The sequence below is a fragment of the Comamonas sp. genome (genome assembly GCF_009360615.1).
Taxonomy (GTDB): Bacteria; Pseudomonadota; Gammaproteobacteria; order Burkholderiales; family Burkholderiaceae_C; genus Comamonas.
Genome location: NZ_SPEY01000077.1, coordinates 26,057 through 42,470, shown reverse-complemented (window position 1 = coordinate 42,470; position 16,414 = coordinate 26,057). Strand labels below are relative to the sequence as shown.

At 62.2% G+C, this 16,414-nt stretch carries 14 protein-coding genes; 3 read left to right on the top strand and 11 right to left on the bottom strand.

Annotated elements, in window-relative coordinates; translation table 11 throughout:
- Positions 1-76 precede the first annotated feature (76 nt).
- The 3 genes from pstA to pstS form a co-directional block, all read right to left on the bottom strand.
- Positions 77-967: a phosphate ABC transporter permease PstA gene (gene pstA, locus E2583_RS18990; RefSeq protein WP_291597764.1), complete on the bottom strand. Its 891-nt coding sequence runs from the start codon at positions 965-967 to the stop codon at positions 77-79.
- Complete coding sequence (gene pstC, locus E2583_RS18985) at positions 964-1,902, bottom strand: phosphate ABC transporter permease subunit PstC (RefSeq protein WP_325800370.1); 939 nt, start codon at positions 1,900-1,902, stop codon at positions 964-966. The genes pstA and pstC overlap by 4 nt, the downstream gene beginning before the upstream one ends.
- Before the next feature lie 172 nt (positions 1,903-2,074).
- The gene (gene pstS, locus E2583_RS18980) at positions 2,075-3,106 is read right to left on the bottom strand and encodes a phosphate ABC transporter substrate-binding protein PstS (RefSeq protein WP_291597763.1); all 1,032 of its coding nucleotides are present in this window, start codon (positions 3,104-3,106) and stop codon (positions 2,075-2,077) included.
- Positions 3,107-3,564: 458 nt separating this feature from the next.
- On the opposite strand from pstS, the gene E2583_RS18975 reads away from it, so the two are divergent.
- Positions 3,565-5,046, top strand: coding sequence for a Ppx/GppA phosphatase family protein (locus E2583_RS18975; RefSeq protein ID WP_291597762.1), 1,482 nt, complete (start codon positions 3,565-3,567; stop codon positions 5,044-5,046).
- A 158-nt stretch (positions 5,047-5,204) separates the two neighbouring features.
- Here the strand turns inward: E2583_RS18975 and ppk1 are convergent, their stop codons facing one another.
- The 5 genes from ppk1 to E2583_RS18950 all read right to left on the bottom strand — a co-directional run bounded on the left by ppk1 (position 5,205) and on the right by E2583_RS18950 (position 12,832).
- Positions 5,205-7,271, bottom strand: coding sequence for a polyphosphate kinase 1 (gene ppk1 / locus E2583_RS18970; protein ID WP_291597765.1), 2,067 nt, complete (start codon positions 7,269-7,271; stop codon positions 5,205-5,207).
- Between the two features lie 439 nt (positions 7,272-7,710).
- Entirely contained in the window at positions 7,711-9,045 is a 1,335-nt protein-coding gene (gene glmM / locus E2583_RS18965) for a phosphoglucosamine mutase (RefSeq protein ID WP_291597761.1), read from the bottom strand.
- A gap of 36 nt (positions 9,046-9,081) precedes the next feature.
- Positions 9,082-9,930 carry a dihydropteroate synthase gene (gene folP / locus E2583_RS18960; RefSeq protein ID WP_291597760.1) on the bottom strand — a complete coding sequence of 283 codons (849 nt, stop codon included), beginning with the start codon at positions 9,928-9,930 and terminating at the stop codon, positions 9,082-9,084.
- A gap of 71 nt (positions 9,931-10,001) precedes the next feature.
- On the bottom strand, positions 10,002-11,924 hold the full coding sequence (ftsH, locus tag E2583_RS18955; RefSeq protein ID WP_003067340.1) for an ATP-dependent zinc metalloprotease FtsH: 1,923 nt from the start codon (positions 11,922-11,924) through the stop codon (positions 10,002-10,004).
- A 245-nt stretch (positions 11,925-12,169) separates the two neighbouring features.
- The gene (locus tag E2583_RS18950; RefSeq protein WP_291597759.1) at positions 12,170-12,832 is read right to left on the bottom strand and encodes an RlmE family RNA methyltransferase; all 663 of its coding nucleotides are present in this window, start codon (positions 12,830-12,832) and stop codon (positions 12,170-12,172) included.
- Positions 12,833-12,864: 32 nt separating this feature from the next.
- Here E2583_RS18950 and E2583_RS18945 point away from each other — a divergent pair, with 32 nt between their 5' ends.
- Together E2583_RS18945 and E2583_RS18940 are read left to right on the top strand one after the other, a co-directional pair.
- Complete coding sequence (locus tag E2583_RS18945; RefSeq protein WP_291597758.1) at positions 12,865-13,335, top strand: YhbY family RNA-binding protein; 471 nt, start codon at positions 12,865-12,867, stop codon at positions 13,333-13,335.
- Between the two features lie 62 nt (positions 13,336-13,397).
- Positions 13,398-14,156: a glycosyltransferase gene (locus E2583_RS18940; RefSeq protein WP_291597757.1), complete on the top strand. Its 759-nt coding sequence runs from the start codon at positions 13,398-13,400 to the stop codon at positions 14,154-14,156.
- Between the two features lie 84 nt (positions 14,157-14,240).
- Here the strand turns inward: E2583_RS18940 and E2583_RS18935 are convergent, their stop codons facing one another.
- From E2583_RS18935 to greA, 3 genes are all read right to left on the bottom strand, one after another.
- Positions 14,241-15,125, bottom strand: coding sequence for a Kdo hydroxylase family protein (locus tag E2583_RS18935; protein ID WP_291597756.1), 885 nt, complete (start codon positions 15,123-15,125; stop codon positions 14,241-14,243).
- 46 nt (positions 15,126-15,171) lie between these two features.
- Positions 15,172-15,591 (bottom strand): DUF4149 domain-containing protein, encoded by a 420-nt coding sequence (locus E2583_RS18930; RefSeq protein ID WP_291597755.1) that lies wholly within the window; start codon positions 15,589-15,591, stop codon positions 15,172-15,174.
- A gap of 132 nt (positions 15,592-15,723) precedes the next feature.
- Positions 15,724-16,200, bottom strand: a complete 477-nt coding sequence (gene greA, locus E2583_RS18925) for a transcription elongation factor GreA (protein ID WP_291597754.1) — start codon at positions 16,198-16,200, stop codon at positions 15,724-15,726.
- Positions 16,201-16,414 lie beyond the last annotated feature (214 nt).

The window sequence follows — 16,414 nt, the reverse complement described above, 5'->3', positions numbered from 1 at the left end:
TAGAAGTTCAGGTCGCGCACGGCCAGCTTGACGTTGGCGGGAGCAATGGTTGCAGTCATGATCTTGAACCTTGGAATTATTTCTGGCGGGTGATGAAGCGCGCCAGGATGTTCAGCCCCAGCACAGCCACCGTGATGAGGAACACACCGGCCCAGGCCAGTTGCTGCCAGTTCTCATAGGGGCTCATGGCAAACTTGAAGATGGTCACCGGCAGGCTGGCCATGGGCTTGCTCAGGTCGGCATTCCAGAACTGGTTGTTCAGCGCCGTGAACAGCAGCGGAGCCGTCTCCCCCGCAATACGGGCCACGGCCAGCAGCACACCGGTAATCACTCCGGCGCGGGCCGCACGCAGAGTCACCATGATGATGACCTTCCACTTGGGCGTGCCCAGCGCGTAAGCCGCTTCGCGCAGGCTGGCCGGCACCAGCACCAGCATGTTTTCCGTGGTCCGGATGACCACGGGTATCACGATCAGCGCCAGCGCGATCACTCCGGCCATGCCGGAAAAGCTCTTGAAGCGCACCACGACCACGGTGTAGACAAACAGGCCGATGACGATGGACGGGGCCGACAGCAGAATGTCGTTGACGAAGCGCGTGGTGGACGCCAGCCAGCCCTTTTTGTCGTACTCGGCCAGATAGACACCGGCCATCACACCGATCGGCGTGCCGACAAAGGTGGCCAGTGCCACCATCATCAGCGAGCCCCAGATGGCGTTGGCAATACCGCCCTCTTCGTTGGGCGGAGGCGTCATCTGCGAAAACAGGGCGAAGTTCAGGCCACCCACGCCCTGGCGTATGGTTTCCCAGAGAATCCAGACCAGCCAGAAGACACCGAACAGCATGGCGGCCATGGACAGGGTCAGCGCAACCTGATTGAGGCGCTTGCGCCTGTCGTACTTGGCCTGACGCACTGCAGCCAGGTCGGCCGCATCGATCATCCTGGCGGAGGTAGAGGTCGGGCTCATGAGCGGGCTCCTTCATTCTTCTGCAGGCGGTTGAGCAGCACCTTGGACAGGGCCAGCACCACGAAGGTGATGAAGAACAGCACCAGACCGAGATAGATCAGCGATGCCTGATGCAGACCCTCGCCGGCTTCGGCAAACTCGTTGGCCAGGGCCGAGGTGATGCTGTTCGCCGCCTCGAACACGGACAGCGAGTTGAGCTGATTCATGTTGCCGATCACGAAGGTCACGGCCATGGTCTCGCCGAGCGCGCGGCCCAGGCCCAGCATGACGCCGCCCAGCACGCCCGTCTTGGTATAAGGCAGCACCACTTTCCAGACCACTTCCCAGGTCGTGGAGCCCAGACCGTAGGCCGACTCCTTGAGCAGCGCCGGCGTGACCTCGAACACATCGCGCATCACCGAGGCGATGAAGGGGATGATCATGATGGCCAGGATGATGCCGGCCGACAGAATGCCGATACCGACGGGAGGCCCGGAAACGAAGGCACCCAGATAGGGCACTCCGCTCAGCAGGTTCTGCAGCGGCTGCTGCACATAGGTGGCCAGCACGGGGCCGAACACCATCAGGCCCCACATGCCGTAGACGATGGATGGAACTGCGGCCAGCAACTCGATGGCCGTCCCAAGGGGGCGCTTGAGCCACGCAGGCGAGAGTTCCGTGAGAAACAAGGCAATCCCGAAGCTCACGGGCACTGCAATGATGAGCGCGATGGCCGAAGTGGCCAGCGTGCCGTAGATCATGACCAGGCCGCCATACTGGTTCTGAACCGGGTCCCAGACGCTGCTGGTCAGAAATCCCAGGCCGTATTCCGAGATGGCGGGCCAGGCACCGAAGATCAGCGAAATCATGATGGCCAGGAGCAGCACCAGCGTCAGAACCGCTGCACTGCATGCCAGGCCGCCAAACAAACGATCCGCCATACGTCCCGAGATCATCGGAGCACGTGGCGGAGAGGGAGAGCGTCGCTTGGCGGCATCGGTGGGGGCAGCAGCCAGCGAACTGGAGGGCGACGTAGTGGACACGTGAGCGCCTTTATTCGCAAAGGGTTGAAACAGGCAGCGGAGATGCCGTCCGGCACGGCAGTCCGCTGCTCACTGATGGCTCGAGTTACTTGGCGACAACCTTGCCCGAAGTGTCCTTGATGTCGTTCCAGGACTTGAAGATCACGTTCTTGACGGCGTCGGGCATGGGCACATAGTCCAGGTCTGCGGCCGTCTTGTCACCTTGCCTGTAGGCCCAGTCGAAGAACTTCAGCGAAGTGGCCGCCTGCTCGGGCTTTTCCTGGGTCTTGTGCATCAGGATGAAAGTGGCCGAGGTGATGGGCCATGCGTTCTTGCCAGGCTGGTTGGTCAGGATCTGGTAGAAGCTCTTGGCCCAGTCCGCACCGGCTGCGGCAGCCTTGAAGGTTTCATCGTCGGGGGCGACGAAGACGCCGTCCTTGTTCTGCAGCTGAGCGTAGGTCAGCTTGTTCTGCTTCACATAGGCATACTCCACGTAGCCGATCGAGTTGGGCAGACGACCCACAAAGGCGGCAACGCCTTCGTTGCCCTTGCCCCCGGCACCGGTGGGCCAGTTGACGGCCTTGCCCTCACCCACTTTTTCCTTCCATTCGGCATTGACCTTGGAGAGGTAGTTGGTGAAGCCGAAGGTGGTGCCGGAGCCGTCTGCGCGGCGCACGGGAGCGATGGCCGCATCAGGCAGTGCCACACCGGGGTTCAGCGCCGTGATGGCGGGATCGTTCCACTTCGAGATCTTGCCCAGATAGATGTCGCCCAGCACCTGGCCCGACAGCTTCAGCTGACCCGGAGCCACGCCCTTGATGTTGACCACGGGCACAATGCCGCCGATCACAGTGGGAAACTGAACCAGTCCCTTCTTGGCCAGCTCGTCGTCCTTCAGGGGTTCGTCGGAAGCACCGAAGTCCACGGTCTTGGCTTCGATCTGCTTGACACCAGCGCTGGAGCCCACGGACTGGTAGTTAATCTTGACACCTGTGGCCTTGTGGTAGTCGGCGGCCCACTTGGAATAAAGAGGAGCCGGGAAGCTCGCACCGGCACCCGTAGCTTCCTGGCCGGCGTTGGCAATACCCGCGGCAGACAGAGCACCAGCCACCAGAACGTGAATCAAGGACAACTTCATGAAACGACCTCTTAGGGTTGAAAGATTCGATGGAGTGGACTGTAAAAACCTTTTATGACAAGGTCGTGACATGAAAATTTCAAGGCGCAACCGAGTGAAAGACGCCTGATCAGGTCATGCGATTGTCATATTTCATTCGCAAACTGCTGAGCCTTGACCTGCATGCTCGGTCCCCGCGCCAGATCACAGGTAACAGCTTGTCGCAAGGCTGGTGCCGGCGTGCTGCCAATGTATGACATAGTCTGTCCCGCACAATAGCCGACCTGCGGGGGAATGGCCCGGGCTGGAAATAGCGGCAAATACCTGACTTGACAGAGGCTGAACTAAGCTTCCGGAAGGCCCGATGACGGCGCATATTGCATATTCCACTGCCCGATACATGTACCGTCAGCGCCCCTATCGTTCATGCTCCACTCGTGCACGACCCGCATAACTACAACGCATTGATTGGCTCAGAAATGGCTCCAGAATCGCTGCTTGCCGCCGTAGACCTTGGCTCCAACAGTTTTCGCCTTGAAATAGGCCGCATCGGCTCGCATCAACGGATCGAGCGTGTGGAGTACCTCAAGGAAACCGTGCGCCAGGGCAACGGCCTGAACTCGCGCCAGGAACTCTCTCGCGAGGCGATGGAACGCGGCTGGGAATGCCTGGCGCGCTTCGGCGAGCGCCTCCGGGGCTTCGATGCCACGCATGTCCGCGCCGTCGCCACCCAGACCCTGCGCGAGGCAATGAACGCCGACGAGTTCGTGACGCATGGCAGCCGCCTGCTGGGATTTCCCATCGAAGTCATCCCCGGCGAGGAAGAAGCCCGGCTCATCTATCGCGGCGTGGCCAGCTCGCTAGTGCCCAGCCAGCAAAAGCGTCTGGTCATCGACATTGGCGGGCGCTCCACGGAAATCATCATCGGTCAGCACAGCCAGCCGCTGCAGGTGGCGTCGTTTGCGCTGGGCAGCGTCTCCTGGAGCAGCCGCTTCTTCAGTGATGGCGCACTGAACAAGGCCAACTTCCAGGCCGCCGTGGCCGCCGCCAAGCAATGCCTGGCCCGGGCCCAGTTCGCCTATCCCGGCACGGCCTGGGATTGCGCCTACGCATCCTCGGGCACGGCGAATGCCGTGGCGGATGCCCTCACGGCCCAGGGCCTGGACGGACAGGTGATCACGCCCGCCAAGCTGCGCCATCTCTACGAGATGCTGCTGGACATCGGCCATGTGGACCGACTTCGCATGCCGGGTCTCAAGGAGGATCGCCGCCCCGTGGTCGCGGGCGGCATCAGCGTGATGATGGCCGTGGTCGACCTGCTGGGCATTACCGAACTGGAGGTCGCCCAGGGTGCGCTGCGCCAGGGGGCCTTGCACGACCTGCTCGACCATGAGCCTCCCGCCGACAAGGAAGCCGCCGAAATCAGCGCCCTGCAGCTGGACTTCGGCGTGGACGCCCCCCATGCGCTGCGCGTGCAGCGCATTGCTGCCGAGCTGTACCAGCAGATACTGCCTGCCGACATGTCGGCGCAAAGCGCTCAGGCCCTGACCATTGCTGCGCAGCTCCACGAGGTCGGCATGCGTGTGGCCCTGAGCAACTACCACCGCCACGGGGCCTACATCGTCGAGCATTGCGGCCTGGCCACCTGGGAGCCGGAGCTGCGCCAGCGCATCTGTCAGCTGGTGCTGGGCCACCAGGGCAAGCTGCGCAAGCTGGAAGACGCCATCGACTCGCCCCAGCTGGCCCTGCCGCTGATGGCGCTGCGCGTCGCCGTGCAGCTGTGTCATACCCGCCGCGAACCGGACATGAAGGGCATGCAGATCAAGCGCTCGGGCACGGAATGCAAGCTCTCCACCCGCGCGGGCTGGATGCTGACCTATCCGCAATCGGCACGCCTGCTGGAAGAGGAAGCGATGGCCTGGAGCAAGACGCCCTGGAGCCTCAAGTTGCAGCTGCGTTGACGCAGGCGCCCGGCACAGACAAAGGGACTGCTTCGCAGTCCCTTTGTCGTCCGGCCTTCAAAAACAGTGCCGCAGGTGCATGTCAGACGGCGCTTTCAACGTGAAAGTCATCTGGAAAGTCTGAATACCTGGCGCCGCAAGCTCCCTTTCTTGAGGAGTCAGAAGCTCTGGCCGCCGTAGCGCACCATCAGCGCCTGCTGCGCCCCCTTTCCCTCCAGGGGACGTTCGGGCTTCTGGTAGGCGCCCGACGCATCCAGCGTCCAGGCATCGCGGTCATCACCCAGATAGGCCACCAGGCACTCGTCAATCACGCGCTGGCGCAGCTTCTTGTCCAGCACCGGCCAGGCCAGCTCCACGCGGCTGAGCATGTTGCGATTCATCCAGTCTGCGCTGGAAAGCAGCAGCTCTTCTCCCTGGCCCCAGGCAAAGTAGAAGACACGCGAATGCTCCAGAAAGCGCCCGATGATGGAGCGCACGCGGATATTGTCCGTGACGCCCGGACGCTGGGCCGGCAGCATGCAGGAGCCGCGCACGATGAGATCGATCTGCGCGCCCTTGCGCCCGGCATCGACCAGAGCGCGGATCAGGGGCTCGTCGGTCAGCGCATTCATCTTGAGCACCATGCGGGCCTTTTCGCCCCGCTCTGCGGCCGCGGCCACCAGGTCGATCAGCTCCAGCATGCGATTTTGAAGATGGAATGGCGCCATGACCAGCTTTTGCAGCTTGGGCATGGTGTTATGGCTGGAGAGATGACGGAACACCGCATCCATATCCGCCGTGATCTCGTCATCGCAGGTCAACTGGCTGATGTCGGTATACAGGCGCGCGCTGCGGGCGTTGTAGTTGCCCGTGGACAGATGGGCATAGCGCTTGAGCTGGTTGTTGCGTTTTTCGCGCCGCGTGATCAGCAGCATCTTGGCGTGAGTCTTGAGTCCGACCACGCCATAGACCACCTGCACGCCCAGCGACTCCAGTTTTTCCGCCCAGTTGATGTTGGCCTCTTCGTCAAAGCGCGCCTTGAGCTCCAGCACGGCCAGCACCTCCTTGCCACGGCTGACGGCCTCGGCCAGCAGACTCATGATCTCGGAGTCGGTACCCGTGCGATAGATGGTCTGCTTGATGGCCAGCACCTGGGGATCGTTCACGGCCTCGCGCAGCAACTCCAGCACGCCGTCGAAACTCTCGAAGGGCTGGTGGATGATGATGTCGCTCTTGCGCATCTGCGCGAGGATGGAGCGGCCGGGCACGAGCTGGGTGGGCCAAGCCGGCTTCCACTTCGGAAACAGCAGGGCCGGATCATCGACCAGATCGATCAGCTGCATCTGGCGCACCAGATTGACAGGCCCCTTGACGCGGAACAGCGCCTCGGCTGGCAGGCCGTATTGCTCCAGCAGCAGATCCGAGAGCACCACGGAGCATGAGGACGATACCTCCAGGCGCACGGCCTGCCCGTAATGACGGTGGTGCAGACCCTGACGCAGGGCCATGCGCAGATCCACCACATCGTCCTCGTCCACGGCCAGATCGGAGTGACGGGTGACGCGGAACTGCGAGAACTCGGACACCTCCCGGCCCGGGAACAGCTCGGCCAGATGTGCGCGCACGACGCTGGAGATGCTGACAAACAGCTTTTGCTTGCCGGAAATCTTCTCCGGCAGACGGATCAGGCGCGGCAAGGCGCGCGGCACCTTGACGATGGCCACCTCGTTGGCGCGCCCGAAGGCATCGACGCCATTGAGGCGCACGATGAAATTCAGGGCCTTGTTGGCGACCTGCGGAAAGGGGTGGGACGGATCCAGGCCCACTGGCATCAGCAGGGGCTGAACCTCGCGCATGAAGTACTCGCGCACCCATTTGCGCTGCGCCACGCTGCGCTCGCCGTGCGAGACCAGACGGATCGCATGCTTGTCGAACGCCGGGATGATGGCCTGGTTGTAGAGCAGATACTGCCTGGAAACCAGACCGTGGGCCGTGGTCATCAGCCGCTGGAAGCTGGCACGCGAGTACAGCCCCTGCTCGTCGCCCACCTTGGCTGCCGAGACGTGGGGGGCGCAGCGCACCTCGAACCACTCGTCGAGATTGGAGGACACGATACACAGATAGCGCAGGCGCTCAAGCAAAGGTACATCCTCGCGCTCGGCCCAGCTCAGCACGCGCTCGTTGAAGACCAGAATGCTCTGATCGCGGTCCAGCAGCTCCAGGGTCGGCTCGATCACAGGCGGCATGAGTACCTCGTTCTTGGACGCCGCACGGCGTCGGCGCGGCGCTCTGGCAGGGACGGATGATGACGCAGGGGCCGCATCGGAGACGGCACCGGGCACCTCATGGTGCCCGGTGCCGGCGGCCAGCGCAACCGAAGACGGGCCGCCGGCCAGCGCCGGCATGAGCGGGCCGTTCGCCAGGCCCAGGGATGCGGGCCCTGCCTCTGGCAACTGACAGACGGAGTGAGAGGCTGAGGCCGGGACCTGTCCTGTAGAAGAGTCGGTGGCAGCGGAAAAAAAAGAGTCGGGACCGGGTACGGATTGGGACATGTGGCAGCAGCCTGCGAAAGCTCGAAGCGCCCTTGGGGGCATGCCCGCAGTCTGCCGGTGGTTTATGACAATTACATGACCAAAATATGACTGTCATCATGACAGCATGACAACCACCCGGTTTTGCACAGCATCAGCTGGCCCTGACCACCTCGGCCAGGCGCTCGGCACAGTTGCTGGCCATGTCCGCGCTTCTGGCCTCCACCATGACGCGCACCAGGGGCTCGGTGCCACTGGGACGGATCAGCACGCGACCGTCACTGCCCAGCAGTTTCTCGACTGCCGCCTGCTCTCCGGGCAGCTTGGCATTGTTCTTCCAGTCCTGCCCCGGCAGCAGACGCACGTTGATCATGACCTGGGGAAACAGCTTCACGGACTCCAGCCACTGGGCCATGGTCTTCTTGGAGCGTACGCAGGCCTGCAGTACCTGCAGGGCACTGACCAGGCCGTCGCCGGTGGTGTGCTTGTCCAGCGCCAGCAGGTGACCCGAGCTTTCCCCGCCCAGCTGCCAGCCCTTGGCAGTGAGTGCTTCCAGCACATAGCGGTCTCCGACCTTGGCGCGCACAAAGCCCACGCCCTGAGCCCGGAGCGCCTGTTCCACCGCCATATTGGTCATCAGGGTTCCGGCCACGCCGCTCACGGCATCGCCGCGCGCCAGACGATCGGCCGCCATGAGATAGAGCAGCTCATCGCCGTTGTAGAGGCGGCCCTGGGCATCGACCAGCTGCAGCCGGTCGGCATCGCCGTCCAGTGCCACGCCGTAGTCGGCATTGTTGGCACGCACGGCCCTGACCAGCGCTTCGGGATGGGTCGCACCTACGCCCTCGTTGATGTTGAGGCCGTCCGGAGAACAGCCGATTTCCACCACGCTGGCACCGAGCTCGTGAAAGACCTTGGGAGCAATCTGATAGGCCGCGCCATGGGCCGCATCCACCACGATCTTCAGACCGCGCAGCGACAGGCTGTGATCGAAAGTGCTTTTGCAGAACTCGATGTAGCGGCCGGCGGCATCGGCCAGGCGTCGCGCCTTGCCCAGCGAGGCGGAATCCACCCAGACGGGATCCTCCTTGAGGGCGGCTTCCACATCCTCTTCCCAGGAATCAGGCAGCTTGGTGCCCTCGGCACTGAAGAACTTGATGCCGTTGTCATAGAACGGGTTGTGGCTGGCACTGATCACCACACCCAGGCTGGCACGCTGGGCACGCGTCAGATAGGCCACGCCCGGCGTCGGCAAGGGACCCAGCAACATGACATCGACGCCCGCAGAGTTGAAGCCCGATTCGAGCGCACTCTCCAGCATATAGCCCGAGATACGGGTGTCCTTGCCGATAAGCACCAGAGGGCGCTCCTGGGTACGGCGCAGCACGCGCCCGACGGCATGCGCCAGGCGCAGGGCAAAGTCAGGAGTGATGGGGGACTTGCCCACCGTGCCGCGAATCCCGTCCGTGCCGAAGTACTGTCTTGCCATAGTTTCTTTATCCTTTTCAGATTCAATACTCTGTCATCAGTCCTGCAGTGCCTGCGCATCCTGCACGGCCTGCCAGACGGCCAGGGCGGCCACCGTGTCCTTCACGTCGTGGACACGCACGATTCTGGCCCCTCGCTCGACTGCCAGCAACGCCGCAGCCACACTGGGCACCATGCGCTGGTCCACTGACAGTCCGCTGACCTGCCCCAGGGAGCCCTTTCGCGACCAGCCTGCAAGCAGCGGGAAGTCTAGGTCCAGCAACTCACGCTGATGTGCAAGCAAGGCAAAATTTTGTACCACGCTCTTGCCGAAGCCAATGCCGTAATCCCAGACGATGCGCGAGCGCGCGACGCCGGCATCGAGCAAGGGCTGCGTTGCCTGGAGCAGGAAGTCCCGCACCTGCGCCACGGCGTTGCCCTGCATGTGCTCCAGATGCATGTCCTGCGGCGTCTTGTGCATATGCATCAGGCAGACCCCGCAACTGTCGTGCCGGCTCACCGTCTCGAAGGCACCGGGCTGGCGCAGCGCCCAGATGTCGTTGATGATGTCGGCGCCGAGATCCAGAGATGCTGCCATGACCTCGGGCTTGTAGGTATCGATGGAGATGGGCACCTGGAGCTTGACGGCCTCGCGCAGCACGGGCAGAACGCGCGCCAGCTCGTCCTCCAGACTGACTGCGGGTGATCCGGGCCTGGTGGACTCACCGCCTATGTCCAGAATATGGGCTCCCTGCGAGAGCAGCCGTTCTGCATGGGCCATGGCCTGGGATACCCCGGCATGCTTGCCTCCGTCAGAAAAAGAGTCCGGGGTCACATTCACGATGCCCATGACCAGGGGCTTGTCGAGTTGCAAGAGAAAACGCGAGGTTTGCCACTGTTGCGACATAGATCTTCCGATATCTGAGAGTACAAAAACAAAAGGCCCCTGAGGGACCTTTTGTCGCGGAGACGTGGCGCTTAGGCCGTAGTCGGTGAAGGCTCGGCATTCGATGCGGGATTGCCTCCGGAGGAGTTGCCGCCATCCGACGAGGGAGGATTGCGAGGTGTCCAGTCCTTGGGAGGACGAGGCTCCTTGCCGGCCATGATGTCGTTGAGCTGTTCGGCGTCGATCGTTTCCCAGTCCAGCATGGCCTTGGCCATGGCGTGCATCTTGTCGCTATTGTCTTCGATCAGCTTGCGCGCCAGCGCATATTGCTCATCGATGATACGACGCACTTCATCGTCCACCTTCTGCATGGTGGACTCGGACAGATTGGAGCCGCGGCTGAAGGTACGGCCCAGGAAGGGTTCGCCTTCCTGCTCGGAGTAGACCATGGTGCCCAGTGCATCGCTCATTCCGTAGCGCGTCACCATGTCACGGGCGATCTGGGTCGCACGCTCGAAGTCGTTCGAGGCACCAGTCGTCATCTGGTTCATGAACACTTCTTCAGCAATACGGCCACCGAACAGCATGGCGATCTGGTTGAGCATGTACTCCTTGTCGTAGGAGTAGCGATCCTTTTCGGGCAGGCTCATGGTCACGCCCAGCGCACGGCCGCGCGGGATGATGGTGACCTTGTGCACGGGATCGCACTTGGGCAGCAGCTTGCCGATGAGGGCATGGCCTGCCTCATGGTAGGCCGTGTTGCGGCGCTCTTCCTCGGGCATGACCATGGTCTTGCGCTCGGGACCCATGATGATCTTGTCCTTGGCCTTCTCGAAGTCCTGCATCTCCACGGTACGCGCATTTCGGCGCGCCGCCATCAGCGCCGCTTCGTTGCAGAGATTGGCCAGGTCGGCCCCCGACATGCCGGGCGTTCCGCGCGCAATGATGGCCGGGTTCACATCCTGGCCCACGGGGATCTTGCGCATGTGGACATTCAGAATCTGTTCGCGGCCACGGATATCGGGCAGCGTCACATAGACCTGGCGGTCGAAGCGACCGGGACGCAGCAAGGCCGCATCCAGAATATCGGGGCGATTGGTTGCCGCCACCACGATCACCCCGAGATTGGTCTCGAAACCGTCCATCTCGACCAGCATCTGGTTCAGAGTCTGCTCGCGCTCGTCGTTGCCGCCGCCCATGCCGGCGCCACGCTGACGACCGACAGCGTCGATTTCGTCGATGAAGATGATGCAGGGTGCATTCTTCTTGGCGTTTTCGAACATGTCGCGCACGCGGGCCGCGCCCACGCCGACGAACATTTCAACGAAGTCGGAACCCGAGATCGAGAAGAAAGGCACCTTGGCCTCGCCCGCAATCGACTTGGCCAGCAGCGTCTTGCCGGTGCCGGGAGGACCGACCAGCAGCAGACCACGGGGAATACGACCGCCGAGCTTCTGGAACTTGTTGGGGTCCTTGAGGAAGTCCACGACTTCCTTGACCTCTTCCTTGGCCTCATCGGCACCCGCCACGTCGGCAAAGGTGACGGTGTTGCTGTTCTCGTCGAGCATGCGTGCCTTGGACTTGCCGAAGCTGAAGGCTCCGCCCTTGCCGCCGCCCTGCATCTGGCGCATGAAGTACACCCATACGCCGATCAACAGCAGCATGGGGCCCCAGCTCACGAGCAGCGTCATGAGCAGCGAGCCTTCTTCACGTGGCTTGACGTCGAACTTGACGTTGTTGTTGATCAGGTCGCCCACCAAGCCGCGATCCAGGTAGGTGGCCGTGGTGCGGATCTTGCGGTCGTCGGTAGTGGTGGCGACGACCTCGGTACCACCGGCACCTTCCTGAATGGTGGCACTCTTGATCCGGTTGTTGCGCACTTGCTCCAGGAATTCCGAGTAGCCAACATGAGAGGCACCGCCAGCACCTCGGGTGTCAAACTGTTTGAACACCGTAAACAGCACCATGGCGATGACCAGCCAGACGGCGACTTTTGAAAACCACTGATTGTTCAAGGGGGCTCCAATGGAATATTCAGACGTAGAGGCCCGGAAGGGACTCCAGACCCAGTTGAGGTTCATTTTAGGTGTTTCAAGCGCCCGGGACGCCTATTTCCCCCTATAGCGGCCATAGGCAAGCCATGGCTCGACGGACAATCGGCTCTAAGCCTGTGTTTTATCAGGGCTTTACGCTATCAGTTTCACTGGCTTGCTGCAGCAAAGCATGAGGTCAAATGCCCCTATGCAATCCGGCGGCTGCATCAAGAATTCTGTTTCAGGCCCACACCCACGAGGAAAATTTCGGCAGACCGGTCGCGCGATGCCTTGGGCTTGATGGGCTTGACCACCTTGAAGGTCTGCTTGAACAGATCCACCAGCTCGTTGTAGCCGCTGCCGTGGAAAAGCTTGACCACCAGCGCACCCTCGGGCTTCATGTTGTTGATCGCAAAGTCGACGGCCATCTCGATGAGCACCGCGACCCGCGCCCCGTCCGTCGCGCCATGACCGGACAGATTGGGGGCCATGTCCGAAACCACCACGTCGGCCTTGCCGCCGCCCATGGCTTCTTCCAGCTGGGCCAGCACCGCCTCTTCTCGGAAGTCGCCCTGGATGTAATGCACGCCTTCGATGGGCTCCATGGGCAACAGGTCCAGCGAGATGATGCGGCCGTTGAGCTCGCCCACCGCCGCACCGCTGGGCGAGAGACGACGGCGCACGTACTGACTCCAGGCACCGGGAGCGCAGCCCAGATCCACCACGGTGTGGCCAGGCTGGATCAGCTTGAGCGACTCGTCAATTTCCTTGAGCTTGTAGGCCGCGCGGGCACGATAACCGTCCTTCTGGGCGGCTTTCACATACGGGTCGTTGATGTGATCGTGCAGCCAATTCTTATTGACCTTCTTGCTTTTGGTTTTGGTTTTCATGCCTGAATTCTCGCAGCCTTGATAATACGGGTATGCCCCAAATTGAATTAACTCCCGCGCAGCGCCGGGAACACCGCGCCGAAGCCCACCACCTGGACCCCGTCGTCCTCATCGGTGGCGATGGTCTGACCACTGCCGTTCAGAGGGAAGTGGACGCCGCACTCAATGCCCATGGCCTGATCAAGGTCCGCGTTTTCGGCGACGACCGAGCGGCCCGCGAGCAGATCTACCAACAACTGTGCGACGAGCTGAACGCCGCACCCATCCAGCACATCGGCAAGCTGCTGGTGCTGTGGCGCCCGATCCCCGAAAAGGAAAAGGCCTTTGACGAAGACCGCATGCCCGGTCCTCGCGACGTCAAGGTGCTCAAGTTCGGTCGCGCCGGCCAGAAGCCCGAAGTCAAGCAGTTGCGCGTGCTCGGCAATCAGCGCCTGACCGCCGGCGGCACCATCAAGCGCGCCAAGCCCAAGCAAAAGTCGGTCAAGAAAGGCCGTCAGGACTGATCTGCTGATCAGCACCGCCTGCCCGCCCATCTGCCATATTTCCTCGCCAAGACCGCCAACCCATGGTTCAGACCACACAGCAGCCACGCCATATTCTTTGCATGAAATGGGGCACCAAATACGGCCCGGAGTACGTCAACCGACTCTACGCCATGGTGCGCCGCCATCTCAGCGGAGATTTTCGCTTTGTCTGCCTGACCGACAGCACAGAGGGGATTCGCTCCGAGGTGGAGTGCTTCCCCATTCCCGACCTGAACATTCATCTGGCTCCCGGCCAACGTGACGGCGCCTGGAAGAAGCTCACCACCTTCGAGCGGGACCTGCACGGTCTCAAGGGTCAGGCGCTGTTCCTGGACCTGGATGTGGTGATCGTGGGCAGCCTCGACGAGTTCTTCACGCTTCCTGGCGAGTTCCGCATCATTCACGACTACCCGCGTTTCTGGCGCTTCGGCGAGCGCATTGTCGGCAACTCCTCAGTCTACCGCTTCGAGCTGGGTGCCCATGCCGATGTGCTGGAGCATTTCCGGGCGCACACCGAAGAAATGCGCGCCAAGTACCGCAACGAGCAGGAGTACCTGTCGCACTTTCTGCACCGGCAGGGCAAGCTGGACTACTGGCCTGCCGCCTGGTGCCCCAGCTTCAAGTACTACTGCATTCCGACCTGGCCGACCAACTACTGGAAGGAGCCGCTGCCTCCGGCCGATGCGCGCATCGTGATCTTCCACGGCGAGGTGAACCCGCCCGACGCACTGGAAGGCCGTCGCAACAAGCGCTTTCGCCATATCGAGCCGGCCAGGTGGATCGAGAAGGCCTGGGGCTGAAGGACGACTGCTGTTGCAGCCTCAAAAACAAAAGGCGTTGACCGCAAGGTTCAACGCCTTTTTTGTGCTCGCCTGACCGATGGATCAGCGATATTTGGCATCGACCAGCGGATGCCCCTTCATGCGCGAGAGTATGGACAGCGGGCTGGCCGCCGGGTTGTATTCGCTGCCGGGCGGCAGGAACAGCGTCTGCTCCAGCATGTACTGGCCCGACATGACGGCATGCACGGCCTGATCGGAGAAGCACACCCAGGTGGAACCTGCCGCGAACGCCACGGTCTCCTGCGGTGCGTTCTTCTGGTAGTCGGCGTCGCCCTTCATGCCGTCGTGCAGCTGCAGCATCAGGTGATCGTATTCACTGCGATAGGACTTGGTCACATGCAGCAGCTCCAGCACCTTGGCATGCCAGGCACTGTATGGCTTGGCACGCGGCACGAAGCGCTTGGCCACATCGGTGAACGGCTCGCCCACACGCCAGACCCGCGGCTGGCCGTCGGGATTGACATTGGTGAACACGCGCAGAATGCGTTCGCCATAGTTGGGCCGAGAAGGAAAAGCGTCCACATGCATGCGCTTGTCGTCGGCACGCCAGGACTGCGCCCGCGTCTCCACCTGCGAGGGCCGGTAGCTGGTGGGCGCCATTCGCACCTGCGGCATATAAGCAGGAAACAGGCCTGCGATCAACGCCTTGGCCTGCTCGCGAAAGCGTCCGACCATGGCCGCCACCTGCTGCCGGGTGGCCACATCGCCCGCCACGCCCTTGATGGAGCCGTCCACATTGAGGCTGATATTGCGCGTCTTGGGATCGCGCACATCGGGGCGCAGCAGCGTTCTCTCCTGCTCGGTCAGCTGGAAGGTCAGCTGCGGAAAGTACAGCACCTTGCCGGCCTCGACGGCGGCAGTCCATTCATCGCGTCCCCGGACATTGCTCCAGTCCGTCGCGTCGATTCTTACGATTTGAGATTCCATGGCTTCGGCAGTTTACTCCCCGCGGATGGAACAGGCTTGCACTGGATCAAGCCGGCTTGCGTGCGCCCGCCACACGCCACAGCACGATGGCGGCGCACAGCCACTGCAGCGCATACATGCCGGTGCCCACGCTGTGCCAGAGCCTGAGGTTCTCGCGCGCCACGATCCTGGGCGATACGCCGTACTGCACCAGCAGCGCCAGCAACATGCCGGCGATCACAAAACCGATAGCTGCCTGTGCCCATTGCTCAATCTTTTCAGCATGTTTTCGTTTTGAAAACACCAGCAGAAGAGCGCAACATGCAATGGAAATCCAGGTCTGGGCGGCGAACAGCTTGGCCGCCATAAAACCCGCCAGAGCCGGCGTGGGCAGATGGGCAAACAGCATGGGTACGGCCACGAAGCCGATGGCGCTCAGGCTGCCCCACCACAGAGCCGCAAAGAAAACGGGCAGGCGTTCAAACATGATGGTGAAATTTCAGCATGGCAGAGCGCAAACCAGTGATGCCGGACAAGAGCCGCCTCGCAGCAGGGCATCGCCCCCCCGCAGCGCGAAGCGCTTAGAGAGAGGGGCAGGCGCGCAGCGCCTCAGGGGTGATCAGATGTACTTTACGCCCACGATTTCATAGCGGCGCTCGCCGCCCGGCGCCTGCACCACGGCGGTATCCCCCTCTTCCTTGCCGATAAGGGCACGGGCAATGGGGCTGGAGACGTTGATCAGACCGTGCTTGAGGTCGGCCTCGTCCTCGCCCACGATCTGGTAGGTCACGGCCGAGCCGCTGTCTTCATCTTCCAGGTCCACGGTCGCGCCAAACACCACACGACCGCCGGCATCCAGCTCCGTCGGATCGATGACCTGCGCGGCGGACAGCTTGCCTTCGACCTCGAGGATGCGGCCTTCGATGAAGCCCTGCTGCTCCTTCGCGGATTCGTATTCGGCGTTTTCGCTGAGGTCGCCCTGGGCACGGGCCTCTGCAATGGCTTGAATGACGGCGGGGCGATCCACCGTCTTCAGGCGTTGCAGTTCGACTTTGAGCTTTTCTGCTCCGCGCTTGGTGATTGGGATGGTGGCCATGATCGAGTCTCCAAATTCAGCAAACGCCGCGCCCAGCGCGGCACCTCTCGCACAGGCCTGAGTGACAACGTCAAACAGGGGCCTGTGCCCCAAAAGCAAACCGCCGCACGTTGCCGCGCGGCGGTTCAAATACATTACCGGAGATTATGCCGTGTTTGCCGCGGCACAAGTGCGGTAAAAACCCGGCAGCCCTTGCGGGCTGCCTCGGGCGTCA